Annotated in this window: 20 protein-coding genes; 6 read left to right on the forward strand and 14 right to left on the reverse strand. The window is 44.0% G+C overall.

Annotated elements, in window-relative coordinates:
* Window positions 1-51: 51 nt before the first annotated feature.
* Complete coding sequence (locus tag QWZ04_RS16465) at window positions 52-930, forward strand: LysR family transcriptional regulator (protein WP_290329345.1); 879 nt, start codon at window positions 52-54, stop codon at window positions 928-930.
* Between the two features lie 97 nt (window positions 931-1,027).
* Here QWZ04_RS16465 and QWZ04_RS16470 read toward each other — a convergent pair whose 3' ends face one another.
* Window positions 1,028-1,327, reverse strand: a complete 300-nt coding sequence (locus tag QWZ04_RS16470) for an isoamylase early set domain-containing protein (RefSeq protein ID WP_290329346.1) — start codon at window positions 1,325-1,327, stop codon at window positions 1,028-1,030.
* 984 nt (window positions 1,328-2,311) lie between these two features.
* Here QWZ04_RS16470 and QWZ04_RS16475 point away from each other — a divergent pair.
* Window positions 2,312-2,782 (forward strand): MarR family winged helix-turn-helix transcriptional regulator, encoded by a 471-nt coding sequence (locus QWZ04_RS16475; protein ID WP_290329347.1) that lies wholly within the window; start codon window positions 2,312-2,314, stop codon window positions 2,780-2,782.
* Window positions 2,783-2,922: 140 nt separating this feature from the next.
* Here QWZ04_RS16475 and aroG read toward each other — a convergent pair whose 3' ends face one another.
* The 4 genes from aroG to QWZ04_RS16495 all read right to left on the reverse strand — a co-directional run bounded on the left by aroG (window position 2,923) and on the right by QWZ04_RS16495 (window position 6,051).
* A complete protein-coding gene (aroG, locus tag QWZ04_RS16480) occupies window positions 2,923-3,975 on the reverse strand; it encodes a 3-deoxy-7-phosphoheptulonate synthase AroG (protein WP_290329348.1) in 1,053 nt (350 codons plus the stop codon).
* Between the two features lie 319 nt (window positions 3,976-4,294).
* On the reverse strand, window positions 4,295-4,750 hold the full coding sequence (locus tag QWZ04_RS16485) for a GNAT family N-acetyltransferase (protein WP_290329349.1): 456 nt from the start codon (window positions 4,748-4,750) through the stop codon (window positions 4,295-4,297).
* A gap of 268 nt (window positions 4,751-5,018) precedes the next feature.
* Window positions 5,019-5,642 carry a LysE family translocator gene (locus tag QWZ04_RS16490; RefSeq protein WP_290329350.1) on the reverse strand — a complete coding sequence of 208 codons (624 nt, stop codon included), beginning with the start codon at window positions 5,640-5,642 and terminating at the stop codon, window positions 5,019-5,021.
* Window positions 5,643-5,808: 166 nt separating this feature from the next.
* Window positions 5,809-6,051: a hypothetical protein gene (locus QWZ04_RS16495; protein ID WP_290329351.1), complete on the reverse strand. Its 243-nt coding sequence runs from the start codon at window positions 6,049-6,051 to the stop codon at window positions 5,809-5,811.
* Window positions 6,052-6,202: 151 nt separating this feature from the next.
* On the opposite strand from QWZ04_RS16495, the gene QWZ04_RS16500 reads away from it, so the two are divergent.
* Complete coding sequence (locus QWZ04_RS16500) at window positions 6,203-7,087, forward strand: LysR family transcriptional regulator (protein WP_290329352.1); 885 nt, start codon at window positions 6,203-6,205, stop codon at window positions 7,085-7,087.
* A gap of 9 nt (window positions 7,088-7,096) precedes the next feature.
* Here the strand turns inward: QWZ04_RS16500 and QWZ04_RS16505 are convergent, their stop codons facing one another.
* The gene (locus tag QWZ04_RS16505; RefSeq protein WP_353958863.1) at window positions 7,097-7,954 is read right to left on the reverse strand and encodes a helix-turn-helix transcriptional regulator; all 858 of its coding nucleotides are present in this window, start codon (window positions 7,952-7,954) and stop codon (window positions 7,097-7,099) included.
* 90 nt (window positions 7,955-8,044) lie between these two features.
* Between QWZ04_RS16505 and QWZ04_RS16510 the strand changes: the two genes are divergently transcribed.
* Window positions 8,045-9,418 (forward strand): MATE family efflux transporter, encoded by a 1,374-nt coding sequence (locus QWZ04_RS16510; RefSeq protein WP_290329354.1) that lies wholly within the window; start codon window positions 8,045-8,047, stop codon window positions 9,416-9,418.
* A 59-nt stretch (window positions 9,419-9,477) separates the two neighbouring features.
* On the opposite strand, the gene pepT is transcribed toward QWZ04_RS16510, so the two are convergent.
* Window positions 9,478-10,707 (reverse strand): peptidase T, encoded by a 1,230-nt coding sequence (gene pepT / locus QWZ04_RS16515; protein WP_290329355.1) that lies wholly within the window; start codon window positions 10,705-10,707, stop codon window positions 9,478-9,480.
* Between the two features lie 110 nt (window positions 10,708-10,817).
* Entirely contained in the window at window positions 10,818-11,150 is a 333-nt protein-coding gene (locus tag QWZ04_RS16520; protein ID WP_290329356.1) for a nuclear transport factor 2 family protein, read from the reverse strand.
* Between the two features lie 168 nt (window positions 11,151-11,318).
* Between QWZ04_RS16520 and QWZ04_RS16525 the strand changes: the two genes are divergently transcribed.
* Entirely contained in the window at window positions 11,319-11,918 is a 600-nt protein-coding gene (locus QWZ04_RS16525) for a class I SAM-dependent methyltransferase (protein WP_290329357.1), read from the forward strand.
* 40 nt (window positions 11,919-11,958) lie between these two features.
* Here QWZ04_RS16525 and QWZ04_RS16530 read toward each other — a convergent pair whose 3' ends face one another.
* Window positions 11,959-13,002 (reverse strand): GGDEF domain-containing protein, encoded by a 1,044-nt coding sequence (locus QWZ04_RS16530; RefSeq protein WP_290329358.1) that lies wholly within the window; start codon window positions 13,000-13,002, stop codon window positions 11,959-11,961.
* 283 nt (window positions 13,003-13,285) lie between these two features.
* Window positions 13,286-13,825 carry a GNAT family N-acetyltransferase gene (locus QWZ04_RS16535; RefSeq protein ID WP_290329359.1) on the reverse strand — a complete coding sequence of 180 codons (540 nt, stop codon included), beginning with the start codon at window positions 13,823-13,825 and terminating at the stop codon, window positions 13,286-13,288.
* Between the two features lie 523 nt (window positions 13,826-14,348).
* Between QWZ04_RS16535 and QWZ04_RS16540 the strand changes: the two genes are divergently transcribed.
* Window positions 14,349-16,226 carry a methyl-accepting chemotaxis protein gene (locus QWZ04_RS16540; RefSeq protein ID WP_290329360.1) on the forward strand — a complete coding sequence of 626 codons (1,878 nt, stop codon included), beginning with the start codon at window positions 14,349-14,351 and terminating at the stop codon, window positions 16,224-16,226.
* A 77-nt stretch (window positions 16,227-16,303) separates the two neighbouring features.
* Here QWZ04_RS16540 and codB read toward each other — a convergent pair whose 3' ends face one another.
* The 4 genes from codB to QWZ04_RS16560 form a co-directional block, all read right to left on the reverse strand.
* Window positions 16,304-17,527, reverse strand: coding sequence for a cytosine permease (codB, locus tag QWZ04_RS16545; protein ID WP_290329361.1), 1,224 nt, complete (start codon window positions 17,525-17,527; stop codon window positions 16,304-16,306).
* Complete coding sequence (locus QWZ04_RS16550; RefSeq protein WP_290329362.1) at window positions 17,524-19,593, reverse strand: diguanylate cyclase; 2,070 nt, start codon at window positions 19,591-19,593, stop codon at window positions 17,524-17,526. The genes codB and QWZ04_RS16550 overlap by 4 nt, the downstream gene beginning before the upstream one ends.
* Before the next feature lie 264 nt (window positions 19,594-19,857).
* Complete coding sequence (locus tag QWZ04_RS16555) at window positions 19,858-22,170, reverse strand: methyl-accepting chemotaxis protein (protein ID WP_290329363.1); 2,313 nt, start codon at window positions 22,168-22,170, stop codon at window positions 19,858-19,860.
* A gap of 295 nt (window positions 22,171-22,465) precedes the next feature.
* Window positions 22,466-23,827 (reverse strand): alpha-amylase family protein, encoded by a 1,362-nt coding sequence (locus QWZ04_RS16560; protein ID WP_290329364.1) that lies wholly within the window; start codon window positions 23,825-23,827, stop codon window positions 22,466-22,468.
* Between the last annotated feature and the right edge of the window lie 106 nt (window positions 23,828-23,933).

Below are 23,933 nucleotides of genomic sequence, written 5' to 3' on the forward strand. Positions count from 1 at the left end.
AATAGATTAAGTCCTACAAAGAACTAATGACCAAATCGAAAAGGAAAGGTAATGGACTGGAATGAAGCAATACGCAGTTATATTCGAGTGGTCGATGAGGGAAGCTTCACCGGTGCCGCTCGAAGACTCAATACCACCAGTTCGGCCATCAGTAAGAGAATTCATTGGCTCGAAGAACGAGTTGGGGTGCAATTACTAAAACGCACGACTCGCACCATCAACTTAACAGAGGCTGGCGCACTGTTCTACAAACGCTCATGTGTGCAAATGGAGCAGTGGCAATCCGTCATTGATGAAACTCGCTCGGTTAACCAAACCCCGGCAGGTGTACTCAAAATTGGCGCAACACTGGTGGTAGGTTCTAAATTTATCGTCCGTTATTTGAATGACTTCTTACAACAGTACCCGGATATCAAAGTGCAGTTAATCACCACCATTCCTGGGCAGTTACCCGAAATGAGTTTAGATTTACACATCAGCCGAAAATTGGAACAACTCAACTCACTCAGCTTCAAGGCCACCCCGCTGTTTGAGCATAGCCCTGAGTTTTTTGCTTCACCGGATTACCTTGCAAGTAAAGGCACGCCACTCACTGTTGACGCTCTCAAACAACACAACATCCTTTTGTGGGGAGAACAACTAGGCAGAGAAATGGTGCTTTCCAATGGGCAAAGAATCAGCCTAGAGGGCAACTTTGTTACCACCAACCCAGAAGCGCTGTTTTATGGTGCGAAAGCAGGCATGGGCGTATTAGCCACTAGCCGTGTTCTTATAGAGGATTTGCTAGAATCGGGAGATTTAGTGCAGATTTTGCCAAGTATTTCAGCGGAAAGTACCACGGTATATGCTTACTACCCAAAACTGGATTATGAGCATACTCGCACCAAGCTGTTCATTGATTATTTGAAGCTGAGATTGTCTTCAGACTAGGCGAGAAAGATACGTAACGAGCAAAAATAATCGTGAATAAAAGAACGAAAAAGCGCTACTTAGATAGTAGCGCTCGAAATAAATTTCAGAAAAATAATTACGCCTGAATCGTAGAAATCAAACCATTATCTTGTCCGAATGAATTTGGTACGTAGCGGTCTGCTTGAGCATCGTTTACCCACTCAGATTCATTTACTAGATAACGAAATTCAAACTCTTTTCCTTTCGGCAAACGCGTTTTAAATTTGAATGCTTTGTCTTTCTTATTCAGTTTCATTGGTTGCGCTTTCCAATCTAGGAAGTCTGCTACCAAGGCTACCGACGATGCTTTATCTACATCAAGGACAAAAGTCACTTCTACTTCATCTTTTGTTTTAAAAAATCGTTTATTAATCACAAGCCAACTCCAATTTGTTCTGGTTTCACATGAACGACATCTAACCCTTAATAACTCAACCACTTGCATAAGGCAAGGAAAAGCGTTCGTTTTAAGCTCTAAAAACCATCAGGTCAAACCTCTGTACGGTATATTGATTTCCTGCGCAATCAGTGATCTAGGTCCGTTATTAGGGCACAAAAAAACCAGAAAACTTCGCGAGCCTTATCATTTTAATCGGTCGTTATGACAAGCTCATGTTAACTCGGCTGCGGATACATCCTCCACCACTCTTGATGCTGTTCGTCAGCACGACAGACCACAGCATCTACCCCATACTGGTTTAGGCAGAAATCACAGAAGATCTAAATAACCATTCAAACCTACACCAATCCTTTGACGTAAGCGGCTACATCATTGCGGTTTTTTTAAACCTTGTTAGTACTTCTTTGCTTTCAAATCTTTCAAAGATTAAAGTTTGCATTTACGCTCGACAGCTTCAAACCCAACCAGCCATGAATACCTTCAATACTAACTGGCGTTTAGCTTTCCCTAAGGTACGCAATAGTTTGCGCAACTTCACAGCAACCATCACGACGTAATAGCACGCCGCCCTACTCTTCGTATAAGAAGATGAATAGCACTAGCTTGAAGTAAAAATAGAATAGAAGCCTAGTTCTCTTCTCAGTTCCTTTGAACTATCGACTTTTTAATTTAACAACAAATCACACAACACAATGACACCTACCTCTACCATCTACAAGTTGACATAGATCACAGTCGTTATATTTTAAATATTCAACTAATTCAATTTTAAACGATTGCAGTGATTAATCGAGGTCGTAAACACATGAACTAACACCTAACAATCATTATATTTAATGTAAAACTTTAAATGTAAGCATCGGAAATACTTCAAAAAGTATCCGAAACAACTTTCACTTCGAACTATCTTATGGTTATTATGACCCAATAAAGATTATGAATAGATTGAGGAATCAGCTCGTGTCGGATAAAAATGTACTAAAGCCCTATCAAACAACAGCGGGTATCAGCTGGATCGCTACTCGCCAAATGCAAAATCGTATTCAATTAGAAATTCAGAAGCTGCATAAAGAAATCAATGTAGAGCAACTGTTAGTACTGATGGAACTCGATTGGGAAGACGGACTGCGTCCAAGCGTCTTGGCTGAACGTCTACTTCGAAGTAAAGGCACAATGACTAGCCTAATCCGTCACGCTGAAAAAAATGAGTACATTGCGTCAACGCCAGATCCAACACATAAAAATGCCAAGAAGATTTTCTTAACCCTTAAAGGCAAAAAGATTCATGACGAACTGTCCGTCATTATCAATCAAGAAATGGAAGATGCCGTTAGCCATGTGGCTCCTGAGCACCGTGACATTGTATTCAACGCTATGAAAGGCATGGTACTTCGCTACAATCCAGAATATTACGGCAGCGAAGGCGAGTAAAAATTAGCATTATGGAATCCAATCCAATAAGCGTGGCATCAGAATAGCAATAGACATAAAAAAGAGCAGCGTTATCGCTGCTCTTCACTAAAAATACCACAACCAGAGCAACAATGACTCTTAGCGATAAGTTCCGTCAATTACGCGTTACGGCGTGCTTCAACGGCACCTGCAAGTTGGCGTAATACCGTTTCCGTATCATCCCAACCAATACAAGCATCAGTGATAGACTGACCGTAAGTTGGTGCGTTACCGTCGACTAGATCCTGACGACCCTCAACAATATGCGACTCAATCATCACACCAAAGATCGCTTGCTCACCAGCTGCCAGTTGCGCCGAAACATCTTCGGCTACTACCATTTGGCGTTTGTATTGCTTAGAGCTATTAGCGTGGCTAAAGTCGATCATCACTTTTTGTGGCAGACCAGACGCTTGTAACTCATCTTTAATAGAAGCAACGTGTTCAGCACTGTAGTTCGGCTCTTTACCACCACGTAAAATGATGTGGCAATCTGGGTTACCGGCAGTTTCGATGATGGCAGAGTGGCCGTACTTAGTTACCGACAAAAAGTGGTGAGAAGCGCCAGCACTGCGGATCGCGTCTGATGCGATCTTGATGTTGCCGTCTGTACCATTTTTAAAGCCAACAGGGCAAGATAGGCCTGAAGAGAGTTCACGGTGAACCTGAGATTCCGTAGTACGAGCGCCGATAGCACCCCAGCTGATCAAATCACCAATGTACTGAGGCGTGATCATATCTAAGAATTCACTCGCTGTAGGCATACCCATGTCCGTCAAGTCTAGTAACAACTTGCGACCAATGCGCAGGCCATCATTTAGCTTATAAGTATCATTAAGGTAAGGGTCGTTAATCAAACCTTTCCAGCCAACCGTTGTACGCGGTTTCTCAAAGTAAACGCGCATCACGATTTCTAGCTTATCGCCTAGCTCGTCACGCAACACTTTAAGTTTCTTGCCGTATTCTAGCGCAGCCTCTGTGTCGTGAATTGAACACGGGCCAACGATAACTAACAGGCGATCGTCTTTATCTTCTAAGATATTGTGGATGGCCTGACGAGCTTCAAACGTAGTAGAAGCGGCAACTTCAGTCGTTGCATACTTTTCTAATACCGCTACTGGTGGTAGAAGCTCTTTTACTTTGCTGATACGAACATCGTCGGTTTGGTACATACTTACATCATCCTGTTTAATTTAGCGTAAACACCTTTACTGCTTATATATGCGGTGGTGTCTTTTATCCTTCCCCTTAACCTAACTGCTAAAAAATAGAACTTCAATCATTTATTTTAATGAAATTAGAGTTTTTATCACTTTACCGGTGCTATTAAATGGCTTCGGCGGAAGCAATTAACAAAACGGTGCAAAAAAACACCAACACAAATTGATGAAAGTTATACGATTAAATGAATAACAAGGCAGAATCAATAAAGCACCGAAAAACGGATGCTTATCAACAACGAGAGCTTAGCGAGGAAAGCGCGAGAATGAGTTAAGAATGAAGCGGGGAATCATGAGGCGCATGTGGAATACTCTCACCTAACTGGCAACTCATCCGGTAAAAATTAATACCGCACTTAGAAAAACGGTCATCTTCAATATGCAAGCCAAGGCGCTTATAAAAATCCACCGTCGATTCGCGTGAAATACACCAAAAATAATGCACATTGAACCGCTGTACATCACTCAAAATATGTTCTAACAACGCACTGCCTAACCCTTCATGCCGATGTTCAAGCAGCGTGGCAAACTTCCTAACTCTTGCAGTTTCTTCATCTTCATCAATGAAAACTGACGCAACCGTCACTAGTTCCCCATCGATTTCTACCCCATAGTGCTGCGCCTGTTCATCTCCGACTACATAACAAAAATCTTCAGGCATGCCAGGCCACAATACTTCCTGCCTAACCGGAACGGTTTGTTCCCATGTTAGCTGTACAATATTCATGATTGGTTCCTACATCGTCTTGAGCATCAAAAGTAAAAGCGAGTATTTCTATTTATTAGTATTCTATTAAATATAACACCCCTATCTGATTGCGTTCAAAAATCATCCTATTTTTTTCTTCCGCCAGTATTTTCCGGCTTTATGAATACGAGTTAAGGGTTAGAAATGTGTTGTTTCGAACTCAAAGATGAGCGTCTTTAATTGATGATAAAAAACGCCCTCTCGGAAGAAGGCGTCAAACAACCATTGAATAGGAACGAGCTTCACGCTAAGCGCTTAACATCCATAAAGCCAGCAGAACAAACACGCCACCCATGACCTTATGTTGATACTGCCTAAACTTTGCGTTTTCAAGTAACCCTTTACCTAGCGTTCCAACCAATGCCACTAAGAGTAAATTAAACGCAAGGCCCAATACATTGAGTAATAGCCCCAATGCCAACATTTGTTCACCCGAGCTTGCAGTAATGTTGCCAGAAACAAACTGTGGCAAAAACATGACGAAGAAAACTAACGCTTTCGGGTTTAATAAATTACTGACCAACGCTCGTTGGTAAAAGGCGCCGGCCATCTTTTTTTCACTACCAAGCTCAGGGACGTCAGCCGCTTGCGAACGCAGGCAGTCCCAGCCCATTTTCAGCAAGTACGCGCCCCCTAAAACATGCAAAACTTTTAACGCTATCGGGCTCATTGCAATCATAGCTGATACACCTAAAGCGGCTAATAACGTTAAAATAATGCCCGATGTCGCATTGCCTAGACTGGCAAAAAATCCAACCTTACGCCCATAGCTGATACTAGAGCTAGCAATGAGTAACATGTCGGGGCCAGGGAGTAATAAGAGAGCAACCACTGCCGTTAAATAGACAGGGAGGATTGATACATCAAGCATGATTTATTCTGAGATTAGAAGAGAACGGCGGATTTTAAACTATTTTTGATAGCACTAGCAATAACTATGAACTAATGATTGCGCTTTTATTAGAGCTAACCAACGCCTTTTAACTGCATTGCAACATAAAGAAGCAAACCTCGTCCGTGAGGCCGTAAACGTCCGTCTAGCGGTTGTCGTTTGGTTCCATCATTTTTTCATGAGTCAACGGAGAATGAACAGTAGTAAAGCGAACCGCCGTAACATCATCATCTTGATTCATTGACGCTGGGTGAATAATACGCTCGCTTTGGATTTGATTATCCGTCATTGTTGAACATGGCGCATCAGCATTCACATTCGGGCCACACGTTCCCGCTGCTGCCGTAGCAGAAAAGACAATAGATAGAGCGATAATTAATTTTTTCATGAGAATGCCTCGTTTCGTTTCGATAGAATAACTTTAAAATGAAACGTCACTATTCTCGAGGAAATGCGGGATTTCCAACTTGGAAAGGAACTAACTCAATGGCTATCGGTCAGTTCTAAATTCCTCTTACTTTTGCAGGTATCAGCCTTTTATGAATATCGATATTAATAACATAGATGTATTGGTCAAAATGTACGATCTGGGCAGCGTAAAGTCCGTCGCCAGTGCACAAGGCAAAACGTCGAGTGCCATTAGCAAGACACTGGCTAAATTAAAGCAAGAGTTGGATGATCCTCTATTCGTACAGACCGGAACCCTTTTTGAGCCGACCTCTTTCTTGCGGAGTAACATCCACTATTTTCGGTCAGTGTTAACCTGTATTAACAGTGTAAAAAAAGACAATTTTGATCCCAAAACTCACCGCGAACCAATCAAACTCTATTTACAGAGCTACTTTATGGAAACGTATGGCGCAAAGCTGTACCTAGCCATCAAAGAACAAGCACCTCATAGTCTGGTCACTCTAGAGCACTGGAGTAATAAGAAGCTAGACAACCTGCTCGGCGGCGATGGCAACCTAGCCATTCATGTTTTTACCGAAAGCTTGCCTCAGTCGCTTTACCAGCAACCGTTAATATCAGGCAAGGTTTCCGCATTTGTCAGGAAAGACCACCCTGCAAAAACCTTGGAAGACCTACAATCGTTCCCTCTTGCGGGCTTGCTTACTCCGGGGTGGAATGACAAGCGCTTACACTTGGTAGAGAAACTTAAGAACTACGGTTATCATTTCGAACGGGCTGTTCGCATTGAATCGATCCATGCTTGTCATCAACTGGTTCGTTCTAGCGATCACTTTTCATTCACGACTGCAGAACACATACCTGACGGTACTCGAATTATTCCACTGCCTGAAAATTTTGATTTCCAGTTTAATCAAGTTATGAGCTACCGACGCAGTCAAAGAGACAGCCCACAGATGAAGTGGCTGGCACAGGTTTGCTTGTCTGTCACTAACCAGACCAGCTATAAGCTCTAACCCATCTCATTACAGATCCAATTTCCGTCGATAATCCCGTGGCGAACAACCGTGATACTGGCGAAATCGATGAGTGAAATTAAAAGGGTCTGGATAGCCTAAGCGCTGGGCAATCATGCCAACGGACCAATCCTTGTAATGGAGTAAATCAGTCGCCTTTTCCATTCGCAATGCAATCAAGCGCTGTTGGGTCGTGCAACCATACAGTTGCTTACAAATCCGGTTGAGTTGCTCGACTCCAATGAAACTCTGTTCGGCGATCGCTTTTACGCTCCATGGGTGATGCAATTGCGACTCTACGTCGTTGAAAACACTCTGAATTCGAATAATAGTATTGGATGGTGCATCTTGATGAGCAGATCCAATCAACAAACGAGACAGTTCACTTACAAACAGCTTTCTATAACTGACCCGCCCACCAATTTCATTATGAAGTAAGCTCAGAAATGACCAGAGTTGCTCGCATGATGGGGTGTTTTCTATTCTCTGCCCCTGAGAGATAAGAGGAAGCCACTTAGCCACATTACCTAACAACATCCAAGACATTTTCCAACCATCATCCGCCGACAATATTTCAAACCGAAACGGTTGATGCGCTGGAAGTAACGTTACCGTATTTGGCTCTATAACCCTTACATCATCGACCGTGATGAGCACTCCTCGCCCCTCAAGAGTAAACAGCAAAGTATGAATACTCGGATCAGAACGTTCTACATGGTATTCGTCTTGAAGTACGGTTAAGCCTGCCATAAAAACACTGTTGTCAACGAACTCTGGAAAGTCGGACTGCGTGAGAAATCGTTCTCGACAATCGTCACCCAAATGTATTTCATCTTGCCAATGATTTTTAGGTTGAAATTTAGACATGTCAAATTCGCACAGGTTTTCTGGTTTTTTAAACATTTTGTTTATGCTCGTACTTAGTTATATTTTTCGCCTAAATCAGGAGGGCATAATATGAAAACACATTCTTTAACACCTACCGTTCGCCCGCACGCTCTATTGCCTCGAGTACTTAAGCTCGCGTTCCCAGTTGCCATCCAAAGTGCACTGGTTTCTATCTTGGCATTAGCAGACGTCTTAATGGTAAGTGAATTTGGCCAACACGCGACTGCGGCCGTTGGCATCGCCTCAAAATGGCAATTCGTTGCTACCATGATTATGGCAGGTATGGCCGCTGCGACCGGCGTACTTGTATCACAATACTGGGGCAAAGAAGACAAAGTACACGCTAAAACGGTAACGGTACAAGCGCTTAAGTTTGGCACAGCACTCATTATTCCAGTAACCGCGATTCTGACGCTCTTTGCTGGGCAGATAATGCTACTGCAAACCACTGACGAACAAGTGATTAGCCTAGGCGTTGAATATCTAATATATAGCTTTCCTGTGCTCTTACTAACGCATTTTGTGATTACAGTCGAATCCGCATTACGCTCAAGCGGCAATGCGATGTTGCCTCTAATCATAGGCGCCATAACGGTTGCAATTAACATTGCACTGAATTTTTTACTGATCCGTGGCGGCTACGGCATTCCAGCAATGGGCGTTGCTGGCGCAGCATTAGCGACCACCATTGCTCGAGCTCTACAGGTATTTATGATGTGGGCAGTGCTGATGTGGAGCAAAAACTGGCTTGTAACCAGCCACTATATTAAAAAACACCATACTTTATGGATGTCTTTCAAAAAGCTGGCGATTCCAAGCTCGTGCAGCGCGGTTTTATGGGCTGCAGGCACGCTGACGTACCAAATGATCATAGGTCATATGGGCACAACAGAGTTAGCCGTTTATAGCATGATTGGACCATTTGAATCACTTTGCTACGCACTGTTCTTTGGTATTGCAGTGGCCTGTTCAGTGCTTGTTGGTCAATCTCTTGGCCGGGATGAATTTGAAGACGCACAAGCCATATCTGTCACCATTATAAAATGGGTTTTGGCATTAGGCCTTTCTCTTGGTCTAGCTCTGTACTTGAGCCGCGACTGGGTAATTAGCGTTTTGAATTTGGACTCACCTAAGCTTGCAGCGATGGCGTTACCTGCACTAGGAGTAATGGCGTTTGGTATCTGGATTCGGATGCTTAACATGACCATCATCAACGGCGTATTGAGAGCCGGAGGAGAGCACATGTTCTTCATCAAAATGGATTTGATTGCGATGTGGTCTTTCGGCATTCCATTGACTTTATTTGGCGCATTCTTAGGTGAATGGAGCTTTAACTGGGTTTACTTAGCCATTGTCAGCGAAGAATTTGTTCGCTTCTACCTATGCTTCCGCCGCTACCGAGAAAAGCGCTGGGTGGCTAACTTAACTCTGCAAACGGCTTAGAGGCTAAAGGCGGAAGATAATTCAACCTTCTGCCTTCCGCCTAATGCCTTCCGCCTTATCTAACGATGGTATTTCGCCGTATTTTGCGCAATCTTAGCAATCACCAATACCGACTGCTCCATTTGTTCAATTGAGATGAACTCATGAATACCGTGGAAGTTATAACCGCCAGTAAAGATGTTCGGGCAAGGCAATCCCATAAACGAAAGCCTTGCGCCATCTGTGCCGCCGCGAATCGGTTTGATCAATGGCTCTACGTCGCACTCAATCATGCTCTGTTTTGCAATGTCGATAATATGTGGGTGAGGTTCTACCATTTCTTTCATGTTGCGATAGCAATCCGTTAGAACCAACTCAACATGACCTTTGGTTAACTTACTGTTTAACTCATCCACTTTTTGCTGCATAAACACTTTACGGCGATCCGTTTCAGCGGCATCAAAATCACGGATAATGTAACCGAGTTCTGTTTTAGCAACACTTGGCTCCATAGATTTCAAATGATAAAAACCTTCGTAGCCCGATGTGGTTTCTGGGGTTTCCTCAGCTGGCATCATCGCTTGGAATTGAGCGGCAATGTTCATTGAGTTGACCATTTTTCCTTTTGCTGTGCCCGGATGAACGTTAACACCATGACAGATTACATCGGCGCTTATTGCATTGAAGTTTTCGAACTCCAATTCACCTAATGGTCCGCCGTCCACCGTATATGCCCACTGAGCACCAAACTTCGCTACATTAAACAGGTTCGCACCTCGGCCAATCTCTTCATCTGGTGTAAAGCCAATGCAGATATCACCATGCTTAATATCTGGGTTTGCTTGCAGATGCGCAACCGCGGTTAGGATTTCAGCAATACCCGCTTTATTATCGGCCCCTAACAGCGTAGTGCCATCGGTTGTGATGAGGTTTTGACCGTGTAAGTCATGAAGATCTGGAAATTGAATAGGAGACAGTACTATGTCCCCCTTACCAAGCGCGATATCGCCGCCTTGATAGTCATCGATAATCTGCGGTTTTACGTCTTTGCCAGAAGCATCTGGTGCTGTATCCATATGAGCAATAAAGCCAATAGCGGGAACGGCGTAGTCTACGTTACTCGGCAAACGGCCCATGAGGTAACCATTGCCATCAAGACTGACATCAACAAGACCAAGTTCGACCATTTCTTGCTGCAAGCTCTGAGCAAACACCATTTGGCCCGCACTGCTTGGGCAATGTGCATTTTTAGGGTCTGATTTAGTATCAAAAGTTACATAGCGTAAAAATCGTTCAACTAGATTATCCATAACTGTCTCTTTTATTGTGGGCTGGTCTCAGCGCCGAATACGAGCAAGTGATCCGTAACGAATCGTTACAATCATCATAGTTAGATTAATCTTCTGCACATTGCGATAGGTCAGGTTTTATTCTCTTCTTGTATGACCAAATACGAAGTAATTACCGTAACTTGATCGTTTTCAAATTGGAAAACATCACAAAAATTAAAGGCGCGCTCCGCATCCCCATGCCCTTGAACCAACATATGTTCCTCACCGGAAAAATGACTCGATACCTGCAACGAAATAGGTTCAAAGCCCAATTGATAACATATCGCTCTTACCGAATCGATACCATGGATCACTTCTTTACCCACATTTCGCCATTCCACTTGTTCAGACAAATAGGGCAAGAGTTCATCCACTTCACCGTTGGAAAAAGCCAAACATGCTTTCCTCAGTGCTTCGCTCATACATTTACTCCCATCAGAATCTGAGTAAGGTGGAATAAGTATAGGAGATAACGTCACTTTTGGGGCTTGGCTGTTCATCAAACACGCCAGACTTTTGCTACAATGATCCTTCTATCTTGACGAGGCTGTGGATACTCCCAAGAACTTCCCTACGGTGTTGGAGTCACTTTGAACTTTTTTGATCGCCTAAACGTGTACTTTTACCATAATGATCGCCAGAAAAAATGGCCACTTGACGGTCCAAAAACCTTAGGTTGGAAAGACACTGCATCTCAGCGGACACGTTTTAATGCCATTGCACAGCAATACGACTTTACCAATAAAACGGTTTTGGATTTGGGTTGTGGTTTTGGAGACTTAAAACTGTATCTCGATGAGTACTTTAAACTAAAAGCCTATACCGGTATCGACCAACAAAAATCGTTTATCGCTGCGGCTAAGTTAAGGGACATTCCGCTAGCCACTTTCTTACACGCCGATTTTGCTCGGTGTAAGCTCAACAAACATGATGTGATTATCGCCTGTGGCTCATTGAACTATTACAGTAGCAACCCTAAGTATTTATATAATGTAATTAAAGGAATGTACGCCAACGCCAATGAAGTGGTCATTTTTAACTTGCTAAATTCAGACACTTTCCCAACCGATACTCTGCTCCAGAGCTACAACCCAAATGATATACTGACGTTTTGTCGCACACTGACAAAGCAGAGCCTTATTATTCAAGGCTATGCAGCCGATGATTTCACTGTAGTAATGAAGAAATAGAGACTGGCAGATTGAGCAATATCGCCGCCTGATCGAGCAATCAAGTTACCGCATAAGCCACTTGGTTTCGGCCAAGATCTTTTGCCTTATAAAGCAGGCCATCAGCAGTTTTGAACATATCGTCCAGAGCCATGCCGTCTTCACCATATTCAGAAATACCAATGCTGGCCGAAATATTAATGCACTGCCCGTCAATTTCAAAGCAATGCCGAGCAATGACTTTTCTCAAATGTTCAGCCATTGCTCGACCTTTTTGGCGATCGGTATAGGGAAGTAAGACACAAAACTCTTCGCCACCTACACGATATACTGTGTCAGAAAGACGAGCCGTATCTGCTAATAGGCTGGCAACTTTAACCAAAACCTGATCACCCGTATCGTGTCCAAATTCATCATTAATCGCTTTAAAATAATCGAGGTCAATCACCAACAGGCTGAACACATCAGTTTTGCGTCGGTGCATGGTCACCATTTTCTCGAACCCTAGAGCAAGGCTGAGTCTATTATCGATTTTGGTCAGCGGATCCAAGGTTGCCAATGACGTTAGTTGCCGCTCTGTTACTTCTCTGTTGCGTTCATAAACATGAGCTACCGCCCACAGCGCAACCAGACACACCGCGACATTTGCCGCTGAGTTTATCGCTAAGATGGAATCAGGTTGGAGGATCTGCCAGGTGTAGTTAGCGATACCACCGGGAATAATAAATAGGTTAATGCGAAAGCCGTTTGCTTTACCCAATAACAAATACGCAATGATTGGGCTGATAAACATCCAGACAAACACAGTGACAGAAGTTGGTGTCGTCGCAACGGCAAAAAAGATAATTGCAGAAATAGTCGCGACATATAATGTTGGGTGTAGAGGACGATGACGAAAGGTATCGGCGTAGCAAAATAGGTAAGCAGAATAAATAGAAAAACACAGTTCGAAAATACCCAGCATTTTTTGGTCGAGCAAAAGCAAATTAAGCGAACCATAGAATAAGCCCGCCAACAACGTCACCAAGCTCATCCCTTTGAGCATTTTAGTTCGAAACAGCTGTGAACGAGTCAGCCATTCGACATCCAAATCCATCTGTTGCATTACGCTTCCACTCTATGCTTGTGCATCCAGTAGCATTTTGGAACAGATTTCACATTCGAACAACATTTAACCAAAATATGTTGTGATTTTTCTGATCTAGGTTTTACTTCTCAGTAATATGACTTAATTTCTGAGCCTGAAAAACATAAGCATGAGCTAATTAAGAAATTGCATGTTACTAAATATGTCAATGTTTGCTATTCCAAATACAATATCTGGTGTTCGGGCATAAAAATAGCGCCATATCAGGCGCTATTTTTACAACTATAAAACTTAATAAGACTTAAACAAACACTTGGGCTTTTTCTAACAAAAGCTGTGGCGACGGCCAAACTATGATGCATTCTTCTACATTAGTTCCGCATGGTGAGTTCCAATGGCTCTTATGAGAAACTTCGCCTCCCAGTGCCAGATAAAACTGCTTAGCTGCCACATTTTCATTTAGAACTTCCAAATATAAACCAGAATCAGGAAAATATTTCTGAGTCCATTTAGCCGCTTCTAACATCAACTTGGTGCCCAGTCCATGCCCCTGATAAGCCGAGTCTACATGTAAGTTATCGATTATAGTGCCGTTATCGATGTTATGGTTACCATACACACAGATAAAACCACAGAGGGTATCTCCCTCCTCCAACAACAACACGCTTTGATTAAAAGACGGGTTGGTTAGGCGCGTTTGCCAAATCACCAGTCGATCATCAGCGGCAAATTTATCTAGGTAGGCATCAGTGACAATTCCGCGATAGTGCTCTTGCCAGCTTTTGGCATGCAGCTTGGCTATCTTAGCGTAATCCTGATATTCCGCTTGTCTTAATTCCACTCTCTCCTCCTTGAGCGATGACGAATATACAACCTAACTACAGTAAAGCAAAAAGCACCGAATTATGCACCTTATTAATGAAAAACAACCAGACAAACCCGTATATAACTAAATATATGCGCTATTTTCATGCGCCAAATAACATATTCGACTATTATCCGTTCTATAAATTATTTGACCCTAACACCTTTGTTCAGAAGTACTTGGGTGGAACCAGAAAGCCTGCCAATAAATGGCGTAGCAATGACGGTTGCCCGATAGGACAATTCTGAACCTACCGAACAACAAAACCGACGAAATCGGTTGCGCATTTCGTCAATAAACCGATTTAACCATCACAATTTCCTAACAAAAAGCTCAAGTATCACCATCGATGACCGATAGCCCTCTATACTACTTGTAAAGTGGTTAAAACAATAAAATTAAAATCACGGCTTTAATAACAGGAAAATTGTCATTAATTGAACCATAATTTTTGACATATTAATTAATAAAACTTCTAACAAGAGGTTAAAGGAAGACCATGAGATTTCGCCATAAGATTGTTGCCGCATCGTCCTTGCTATTACTGTTAATATTGACTCTTCTCACCACTCAACAATATTTTGCGATGAAGAGTGAGCTTGAAAGACAAGTGAGTTCAAGTGTCAGTGAGATCGTGGATGGGGTTCGAAATACCGTATCCGCAGACTTAAAAGGTAAAAAAGACATCGCGGCTTACGCCACTAGCTTAATAGAAGATGCCTATTTGGATGGCAATGAAGCCAATATCGAAGACATTATTAGCCAAAAAACAGTCACTGATTCTTTCTTACTTGCTGGGTTAGGCATCGAAAGTGATGGCTCCCATGTCAGTAACGACCCAAGCTGGGATCCAGGCCCAACGTGGGACCCACGTGCTCGCCCTTGGTATAAAGATGCCAAAAATGCAGGTAAATTAATCATCACAGCCCCTTACGCCGATTCCGCCACCAATGAAATTTTGGTTTCTATTGCAGAACCCGTGCGAAACAACGGTAAGTTTACTGGTGCAATATTCTATGATGTAAGCCTTGCGGGCCTTGCCACTATCGTCAACAAAGTTAATTTATTTGACGCCGGGTACCTATTCATCGTTGCGGGTGACGGCACCATCATTGCGCACCCAGATGCAAAAATGAATGGCAAACCAATGAAAGAGTTTCTCCCAAACGTTGGGATTAAAGAAACGACTCAAGAAGTAGAGATTGACGGGCAAATTTTCGCAACCGACTTCTCAAAAATCCCAGGAGAAGATTGGTATGTGGGCGTCATGCTTGATGAAACTATCGCTTATGCTGCGGTAGACGATTTAAGAAACAGCTCAATCATCTATGCTTTGATTGCTTTATTGGTCTCCATTTTCGCGCTTCAATTATTGATACGCACCCTCATGGCACCATTGCAAAACCTCAACCAAGCGATTCAAGACGTCGCTTCGGGTCAAGGAGACCTCACTAAGCGATTGGATACCAATACCGATCCAGAATTTGCAGAGTTGGCTCAAGGTTTTAATACATTTGCAGAAACCTTGCAAGAGCGTATTCGCCGAACCAAAGAGCTTAGCCAAGAAATTATGTCGGTCACAGAGAAAACTGCCGATGGCGCGAAACATTCAGCAAGCGCGATGGCCACACAGATGCAAGAGCTTGAGCAACTTGCCACGGCAATGCATGAAATGGCCACCACTTCGTCAGACGTAGCCGGTAATGCACAAGGTGCGGCGAGTGCCGCTAAAGACGCCGATACCGCAACAGAAGACGGCAGCCGAGTGTTTAACCACACAACGCAAGCCATCAGCGCACTTTCAGAACGTATCGATCAAGCAGTAGAAGAAGTGAAACAGCTGGAAACCGCTACCAGCAATATTGAAACCATCTTGAAAGTGATCAACGACATCGCCGACCAAACCAACCTACTCGCACTGAATGCCGCAATTGAGGCTGCACGTGCAGGTGAATCCGGTCGTGGCTTTGCGGTGGTAGCCGATGAAGTACGTACCCTTGCACAACGTACTCAAGAATCAACGACTGAAATCCGTAACATGATTGAACAATTACAATCTGGAGCATCTGCTGTTGCCAGTGCCATGGGGCAAAGCAAAGAAACCGCAGACGAAACAGTGACGCAAGCGGAAGAAGCCAATCAGGCAATTGAGCGTATCCGTGAAGCAATTCAGCAAATCAGTGATATGAATATTCAGATCGCATCAGCGGCTGAAGAACAAAGCTTGGTTGCTGAAGAAATTAACAATAACACCATTAATATCAAGGACCTGTCAGTACAAGTGGCCGACTCAGCGGACTCAGCTAACGACGCGATGTCAACGCAACTGCAACACGTTCGTGACCAAGAAAGTGTCATGAGTAAATTCATTGTGTAGATAAATACATAGCTACATGGCGTAGAGTCACTCAATGTAAAAAATCCCAGTGGTACAAGCCACTGGGATTTTTCATATTACTGATGCGTTGTCATGGGGTTCAACCATCTATTGAGCAGTAAATAAGCCACTATCGAGCCGATGACGGCATTGATTGGCACAATACCAGGCAGCAATAATCCCGCAGTAATTCCGATAACCACCGCATAAATCCCGGCCCAATTCACCGACTTAAACTCCAATTCAGTGTAGTCGTAGTAGCGTTGACGATTTTGCAAGTAATCGGCAATGATCACCGCACCAATCGGTGGGATAGCCAACGAAAGAAAACTCAACCACTCAATAAAATGGTTATACATCCACAAGGCAAACAAAGTTCCCACGATGCCATTCGCCATCGAGATGTACTGGCTAGGACGCCTCGTCACATTAGCAAACGCCAGCCCAGAGACATACAGCGCGTTGTCATTCGTCGTCCAAATATTCAAACCCAACAGGACAATTGCAGGGATCATCAAGCCCTGAGCGAGCAGCACATCAAACACATCGGCATAGCCAACAGAAATCACCCCAATGGCACCAAAAATAAACATGACAGAGTTGCCAACAAAAAAAGCCAACATGGTGATCAAAATTGCGCGCTTTTTTCCTCGGCAAAAACGGGTGAAATCGGCCGTTAACGTACCTGCGCTGATAAACGTACCAATCACCATAGCGAGCGCACTCGAGTAATCTAATGTCGCTTCGTTCGAAACTGGGATGCTGTCCCATCGAATGCTTTGTGCTTCAACAAACACGGAATAACCACCGATGAGTAAAATTGCTGGCACCGCAATGGTCGAAAGAAAAATCAATGAGCTGATACCGAAATAGGCGGTGATCACCATCAAAAATCCAGACACTAATATCACCCACTCTATATCAATGCCTATCGTGCTATTCACTGGAATAGCAAACATCGCAACGCCCACACCAAACCACCCCACCTGTGTGCCGCCCAACAGCAATGAGGGTAGCCAAGAGCCTTTAGAGCCAAACGAAAAATGAGTGAGTAGATGTGTAGATAGCCCCGTAGTACAGCCGATGTAACCCAAAATTGAAGTGTAAACACCTAGAACTAAATTGCCCGCTAATACGATGTAGAGAAATTCTCGATTCTCTAATCCTCTAAAGACTTCTCCACCAGTCACCATGCTTGCGGAAAACAGCGTCAAGCCCATCAACACAAACGCGAGGGAAATACTCTTCTTTCTAGCATAGTGCGGGACTGGCCTTAGGCTGTAGTTCTCGTCAAGCATCACGAGCGGTGCTCATCATCATGGTTTTCCTTACTGTACGTTTCTTTTTCGGCATATTCAGTAAAGCTTGTTACGGCGTTTCTGCCCTTACGTTTCGAGAAGTATAATGAGCGGTCGGCGCACTGCATCACATCAATGGTAGAATGCGTAGGCTGGTACTCTGCCACGCCAAAACTGCACGTAACGACGCCTACATCTTGATGTTCCATTGCCGCCAATTTTTTTCGGAGTAACTCCGCTAACACCATTGCCTGCAACTCAGTCTTTCCAGGACAGATGATAATAAACTCTTCTCCCCCCCAACGGCCAACGAGGTCTAACGTACTCGCATGGCAGTTGAACACAAAGGCAACCTCTTTTAGCACATGGTCTCCCAAGATATGCCCATAACGGTCATTGAACAGCTTAAAGTGATCAACGTCTCCTAAAATGATACTAAACGGCTTTTTACTGAAACGGTATTGTGACACCTGCTCCGCCAAAACCATGTCGATGGTATGTCGGTTGTACAAACCTGTGAGCCTATCCATGGTCGACAGAGACTTCAGCTTGACGTATTTCTTTTGCAACATGTAATAGCTATAACCAATGGCACTGACAATAATCAAGGCCACCACTAGCACAGCCCACACCAGACGGTGGTCAATCACGGGGCGATAGCTAACCGGCGCCCAAGCTGACATGATTGAGGTGTGCAATCGAACGTCCATCTTATCAATGGCTTTATTCAGTATCGACGCCAACAACGGCTGATCTCTTCTCGCTGCGGCCCCCAGTAAAAAGGTATCGGACAGTTGAGTCCCCACCAGCAAATTCGGAAAGTTATGCTGCAATTGATAAGTTAAAATAGGCAACGCGCCAACATAACCAAACAGATAACTGTCCCGTACCTTCTCAAGCCCTTCAGTCGCGGAAGTGACCTCTACAAAGTTGATCGCAGGGTAGCGTTTTCTAAGCTGCTCCCCTAGCGGGTTGCCAAACGTAAAGCCAATGCTACGCCCGCCCAGCGATTCTAAGCTTGCGGCATACGGTGTTTTTTGATGAATAACAATCGCAAGAGGTAAAGATAAATAAGGTTTAGTGTATTCAGCGTAGCCTAGACGAAACTTTCTGGAAGCCGACAAAGATAAAAAGTCACACTCGCCCATTTTGAACTTAAATTGAGCTTCAGCCCAAGACTGCGCGGCCACTAGCTGTACGCTCAACCCCAAACTCTGACTAAAATAGTCTAGGTAATCACCAGTAATACCGATGGATACTTTATTTCTTTGGCCCTCAACGGGCATTAAATCTGGGTGCGAGCAATATCGAAGTACTCGCTTATCGTTTAAATACAATCGTTCTTGTGCCGTTAAATCCAGCACATCAATGGTGGGCGAAGCACTGAATTCAAGCCACTTTTGTTGCAATTCAACGAGACGTTGCTCAGAAATATCCTTGAGCGCTTTATCAATAATACGAGTTAACTCCGGCCAGTCCTTTTTCACGGCCAAACGCCAATATGTCGCGTCTAGGTGGGTTTTATCCTCGAGAGAGATCACTTTCAAACGTGTTGAGATAAGATTTTTGACAAAATATTGAATGACGATTTTATTGCCGACACCGGCGACCGCTTCGCCGCTGATGACCGCATCTAGCATGTGCAAGGTATCTTCGACCAACATCAATTGCCTTGTCGGATAATACTCCGCAAGCATTTCCGCTTCATGAGAACCCGAAACCGCCGCAAAAACCCCCTCCATTATTTCAAAACTGGCGCTATCAAACGCAGCCTCCCCGGTGACCATACCGCTTTCCATAGTCACAATAGGCTGGTGATTAAACTGGGCAAATGATTGAGTCTGTGATGTTTTTTCAAGGTATGTAGAAAGATCAACGCTGCCCTGAGAAAGCAGTTGCCCCGAATTTCGCCAAGAGCCCCCTTCAACAAATTCAATTCTCGCCCCCGCCTTTTGCGCGACCAAAAGCAATAGTTCTATCGTGTAGCCTTTCGTTTGCCCAAATTCTTTATAGCTATAAGGTGGCCAGTCATTATCGACATGCACACGCCAAACAGGGTTAGCTTTCACAAAGGCAAGCTCGTCATCAGTGAGCTCAATGGCACGAGCGAAAAACGGGAGCAATACTATGATGAACAGACATCGGTAACACAATATTTGGACGGGCTTAATCAAATGCTGCCTTCACTACACCAAAAAAAAAACAAGACCGCGACAAAAAGAATAACTTTCATAACACGGCCTAAAAATGTGACATTCATTCCACTATTTAAATGGTAGAACAAATTGCTGGCGCTGAAAACCGCTTGAGTACATTCTCATCCATCTACATATCTAATATTTGAACTGAGTGACCTTGCTATTTAGCTCACTGGCTTGCCCAGATAGGTTCAGCACAATATTATCTATTTCGTTGGTTTGAGTGTTCACTTCCATAGATGCATCCGCAATCGTTGTAATACTTGAACTGATGTCATCGGTCACCGCCGACTGTTCAGTTGCTGCTGTTGCAATTTGCGTATTCATGTCATTAAGCTCTACCAACATCGAAGTAATCTGACCCAGCATTTCCAAATTAACATTACAGCTTACCGTGCCTTTTTCTACCGATTGGTTGGCATTACCTATTCCTTCGACAACCGCTTTGGTTTCCCGCTGAAGCCCTTCAATTTTCTCTCTAATTTCCTCTGTTGAAGATTGCGTTCTGCCCGCTAACGAGCGAACCTCATCCGCCACCACCGCAAAGCCTCGTCCTTGTTCACCCGCCCTCGCAGCTTCAATCGCCGCATTCAGCGCCAACAAGTTCGTTTGCTCTGCAATGGATTGAATCACATCCAGCACTTCCCCTATCGAGTTACTTTCTACCAACAACCGTTCGATGGCTTGATTTGCACTGCCCATTTGCTCGGTCAGTTGAGACATTTCTCCGGCCAATTCACGAGCAGCAGTTCGGCTTTTTTCTCCGGTTTGGTTAGCTTCACTGACATAGTCAGCCGCTTTACTTGCAAACTGCGCAACCTCGGAAACTGACGCACTCATTTCATTCACCGCCGTTGCCGCCGCATCGGACATGCTGTGTTGTTCTGTCACCGCATTTCGGGTATCACTCATGCTAGAGGCAATTTGCTTGCTGTTTTGATTGAGTAAATTGGTTGCCGTGGCAAAGTCACCGATGATGAGCTGTAACTTACTGAACAGTTCATTCAATGATGTGGATAGCTCGGCCATTTCGTCTTTGCCAACCACCTCAAGCCTTTCTGTTAAATCGTTATTCTTGCTGATTTGCCCGACTTTTTCTGTAGCAAGTTTAATTGGACGGGCAATGCTCGCTCCAACAAAATAGGCCGCAAAGCCCGCAAGAGCCACCAAAAATACACTGCTCATCGCGACACTGATGAATACCGCCTGATTCAAGCTAGCCACATCTTCAAAGGCTTCTGATTCGTCAATTTCACTTAACAAGCCCCAGCTTAACCCCGCAATTTTTACTGGCGCGAATGCTGAGAGCACCGCCACACCACGATAATCCTGAATAACTTCTATCCCAGCCTGACCATTTAGTGCCGCTCGGCTGCCCTTCGTATCAATCGCCTGACGGCCTATTGCGCTGTCTTTGCTGTCTATTTGATCTATGGTTGCTTTAGCTACCCCCGCAGCTTGTAAAGCCTGCAAGTAAGCCGCTTTGTCTTGCAGTAAAAAGCGAGACTGACTACGCAATAAAGTATCTTGGCCCACCAGGTACGTTTCACCACTTTCACCTAAACCCGCTTCTTTCCAGCGCTGATCATTGGTCATGATGGCGTTAATGGCATCAATTGGCATTTGAAAAATGAGCACACCAAGCCGCTGACTCCCTTGATATACTGGCGTCGACATGAAAGATGCCGCTGCTTCATAAGAGGGGTAATAAGGTTCGAAATCGATTAGAGACACTTGCCCTTTCGATTGTTGAGCCGCCCCTTGGTACGCTTTACCAAGCCCACTGTTACTGTATGCGCCTGATTTTAAATTGGTTGCAAAATCCAACTCTTTGAAAACGGAATACACAACATTGCCATTATTATCCACCATGAAAATATCGTAATAACCAAAAGACTCGAGAAATTCACGCAAAGAGGGATGGTATTTAGCGTGAGTGTGGTCGTAGTCATTCCCCAATAGATCACTATTGAGTTTATGCTTATTCCCCAATCCATTTGGATTAACACCAATGTAACGAGCTTGAATCGCCCGACCAATGCCATCTAAACGATTAAAACGCGATATTTCGCTGGCTGACGAACCTGAGTTACTGCTGCGGTAAGTCGGCCCAAACTGGCTAGAATAGTACGTTTCGAGTTTGCCGAGATCGGAATCTGAAACCGAATTAAGAGGGTAATTAGTATAACTTGCGGAGAACTGTTTAAGAGCGTCTTGGGTAGAGGGAGTGGCGGCGAGTGTTTCTATTTGGTCCTCAATAGCTGAGAAATAACGCTGTATCTCTGCTTTTTTCATCTCTCGTATGGAAATAAGCTGGCTAGACGCTCTTTCGTACAATGCCTGCTGAGACAAATTTGAGGCTCTCCACGCGACAAAAGCCCCGCTAACTATCACACCTAATGCGCACAATAAAGCACACGCTACAATAATTTTCGTCGCGATTTTCATTCCATTACCTCACTCATTTCACCCTCGATACTCGGCCTTTATTCATTAGCTCTTGCGAGTATAAAGAGGGCGATTTTTGACTGTTTTTTATTTGTTATAAAGAGAGTCTGGTACAGAAATACGGGATTGGGTAATGTGATTTCGATCGTATTTTTATAAATAAATATTTTTTACAAGGTTATTAAGGTATTACGTATTATTTATCAAAAAAAATCCATCCTGATTTATTTAGACCATCGCCCAAAATAACATCAGGCGAATAGTCTATATGAAACCGATAGATATGAGCAAAGGCCTAGTGGAGGATTAATGCAAATGAAGCGTTCGCCACAACAACGTCAATTTCATTATTATCTTTCGTGATAGATTCTGATGTGATGAGCTCAATTCCGCTTGGGCGATTTAACGTAAAGCGACTTTTCTTTTGGCCTTTATTGATGACTACCGTGCCTTTATCTCCGCGAGCAATCACCAAGCGATTTTTGCAGCTTTCAACTATGGTCATTGGCTCACCATGCACGGCTTTATGGAAAGTAATCAACTGAGCCAGTTTGGGATCACACCACATGTCTTTCCAGCGCGGTTGACCAGCTTTATTCGTAATGCCGCTGGTATCCAGATCAGCATAAATCAAAGGCACCCCTCCATCGCGGCCAATGACATACGCCAGCGCCAACCATTCCATATCTTCATCCATAACATGCTCGATAAAGACTTCGTTATTGGGAATATCGTGGGTGGTCGTAAACGTAATGGCTCTCGGGTTCGACAAGGCTTGACCAAGGGAGTATGGGTCAACTAAGTACTCTAGTGAGCCGGTTTTACTGAATGCTTTGAATATGGTGTTAAACAGCGGAAAGTCGTAGGCTGCAAGCTTCGTTTGCTCTAGGTAAGGCTGCAAAAATAACTCGTATTCTTCCTTAGTTGCGCCGCCATCAGTGATAATTTCGCCAAAGATGTGCATGCCGTCGGTGATTTCAGGCACCCATACTTTGGCAAGATGTTCCAAAGTCATGTGTTTCGCGGCATCAATTCTAAAACCACGTACTCCCAAGCCTTTCAACGCCATCAGGTAATGTTTTTGCTGTGTCACAACGTGCTCGCTGTCGCGTAACGTCGGTAACCCTGGATCATGGGCACCGGCACTTATACGCCCATTTTGTACTTCCCACTTATCTTTCCAGTCTGTAATTCCGAACGCTTCAACAAAATCTTTTTCGTCGAATAACGGCTGTGATAAGTCACCAAACAAAGTGAGCTCTGCGTATTGCTTGGCATTGTTTTGGTAATTAAGCATATCTTGTGAGCTAGGGTATTGCAGGTCCAGACGAAGGCCCGACTCATTCGCCATATGGTTAAATACCACATCCACATAAACCCAAAGCCCGTGCTGCTTGAGTGTGTCTACCATGTGAATAAAATCTTTGGTGTTACCAAGTTGGTTGTCGATCACACGATAATCTTGCGGCTGATAGCGCTGCCACCACTGGGTACCACTTTCACAGACATACGATTTCATTGGTGGAGAAACTAACACCGTTTTGTAACCAAGGCGGCTGATTGTTTCCGCTCTTTCGGCCACTAGAGAGTAGGCCCAATCAAACGCATGTAAAATGACATTGCTGTTTTCGTGACAGTCTGACTTGTGCAAATTCATATCTTGTATCCAATTCAAATGATAAGTTGCAACGTGTTTGGTGAGCGAGTGCTCTCAATCGCTACGAAGCATTGACTACATTATAAATAGCCCAGAGGTAAGCAAC

Source organism: Vibrio tapetis subsp. quintayensis, assembly GCF_030409945.1.
Classification (GTDB): domain Bacteria; phylum Pseudomonadota; class Gammaproteobacteria; order Enterobacterales; family Vibrionaceae; genus Vibrio; species Vibrio quintayensis.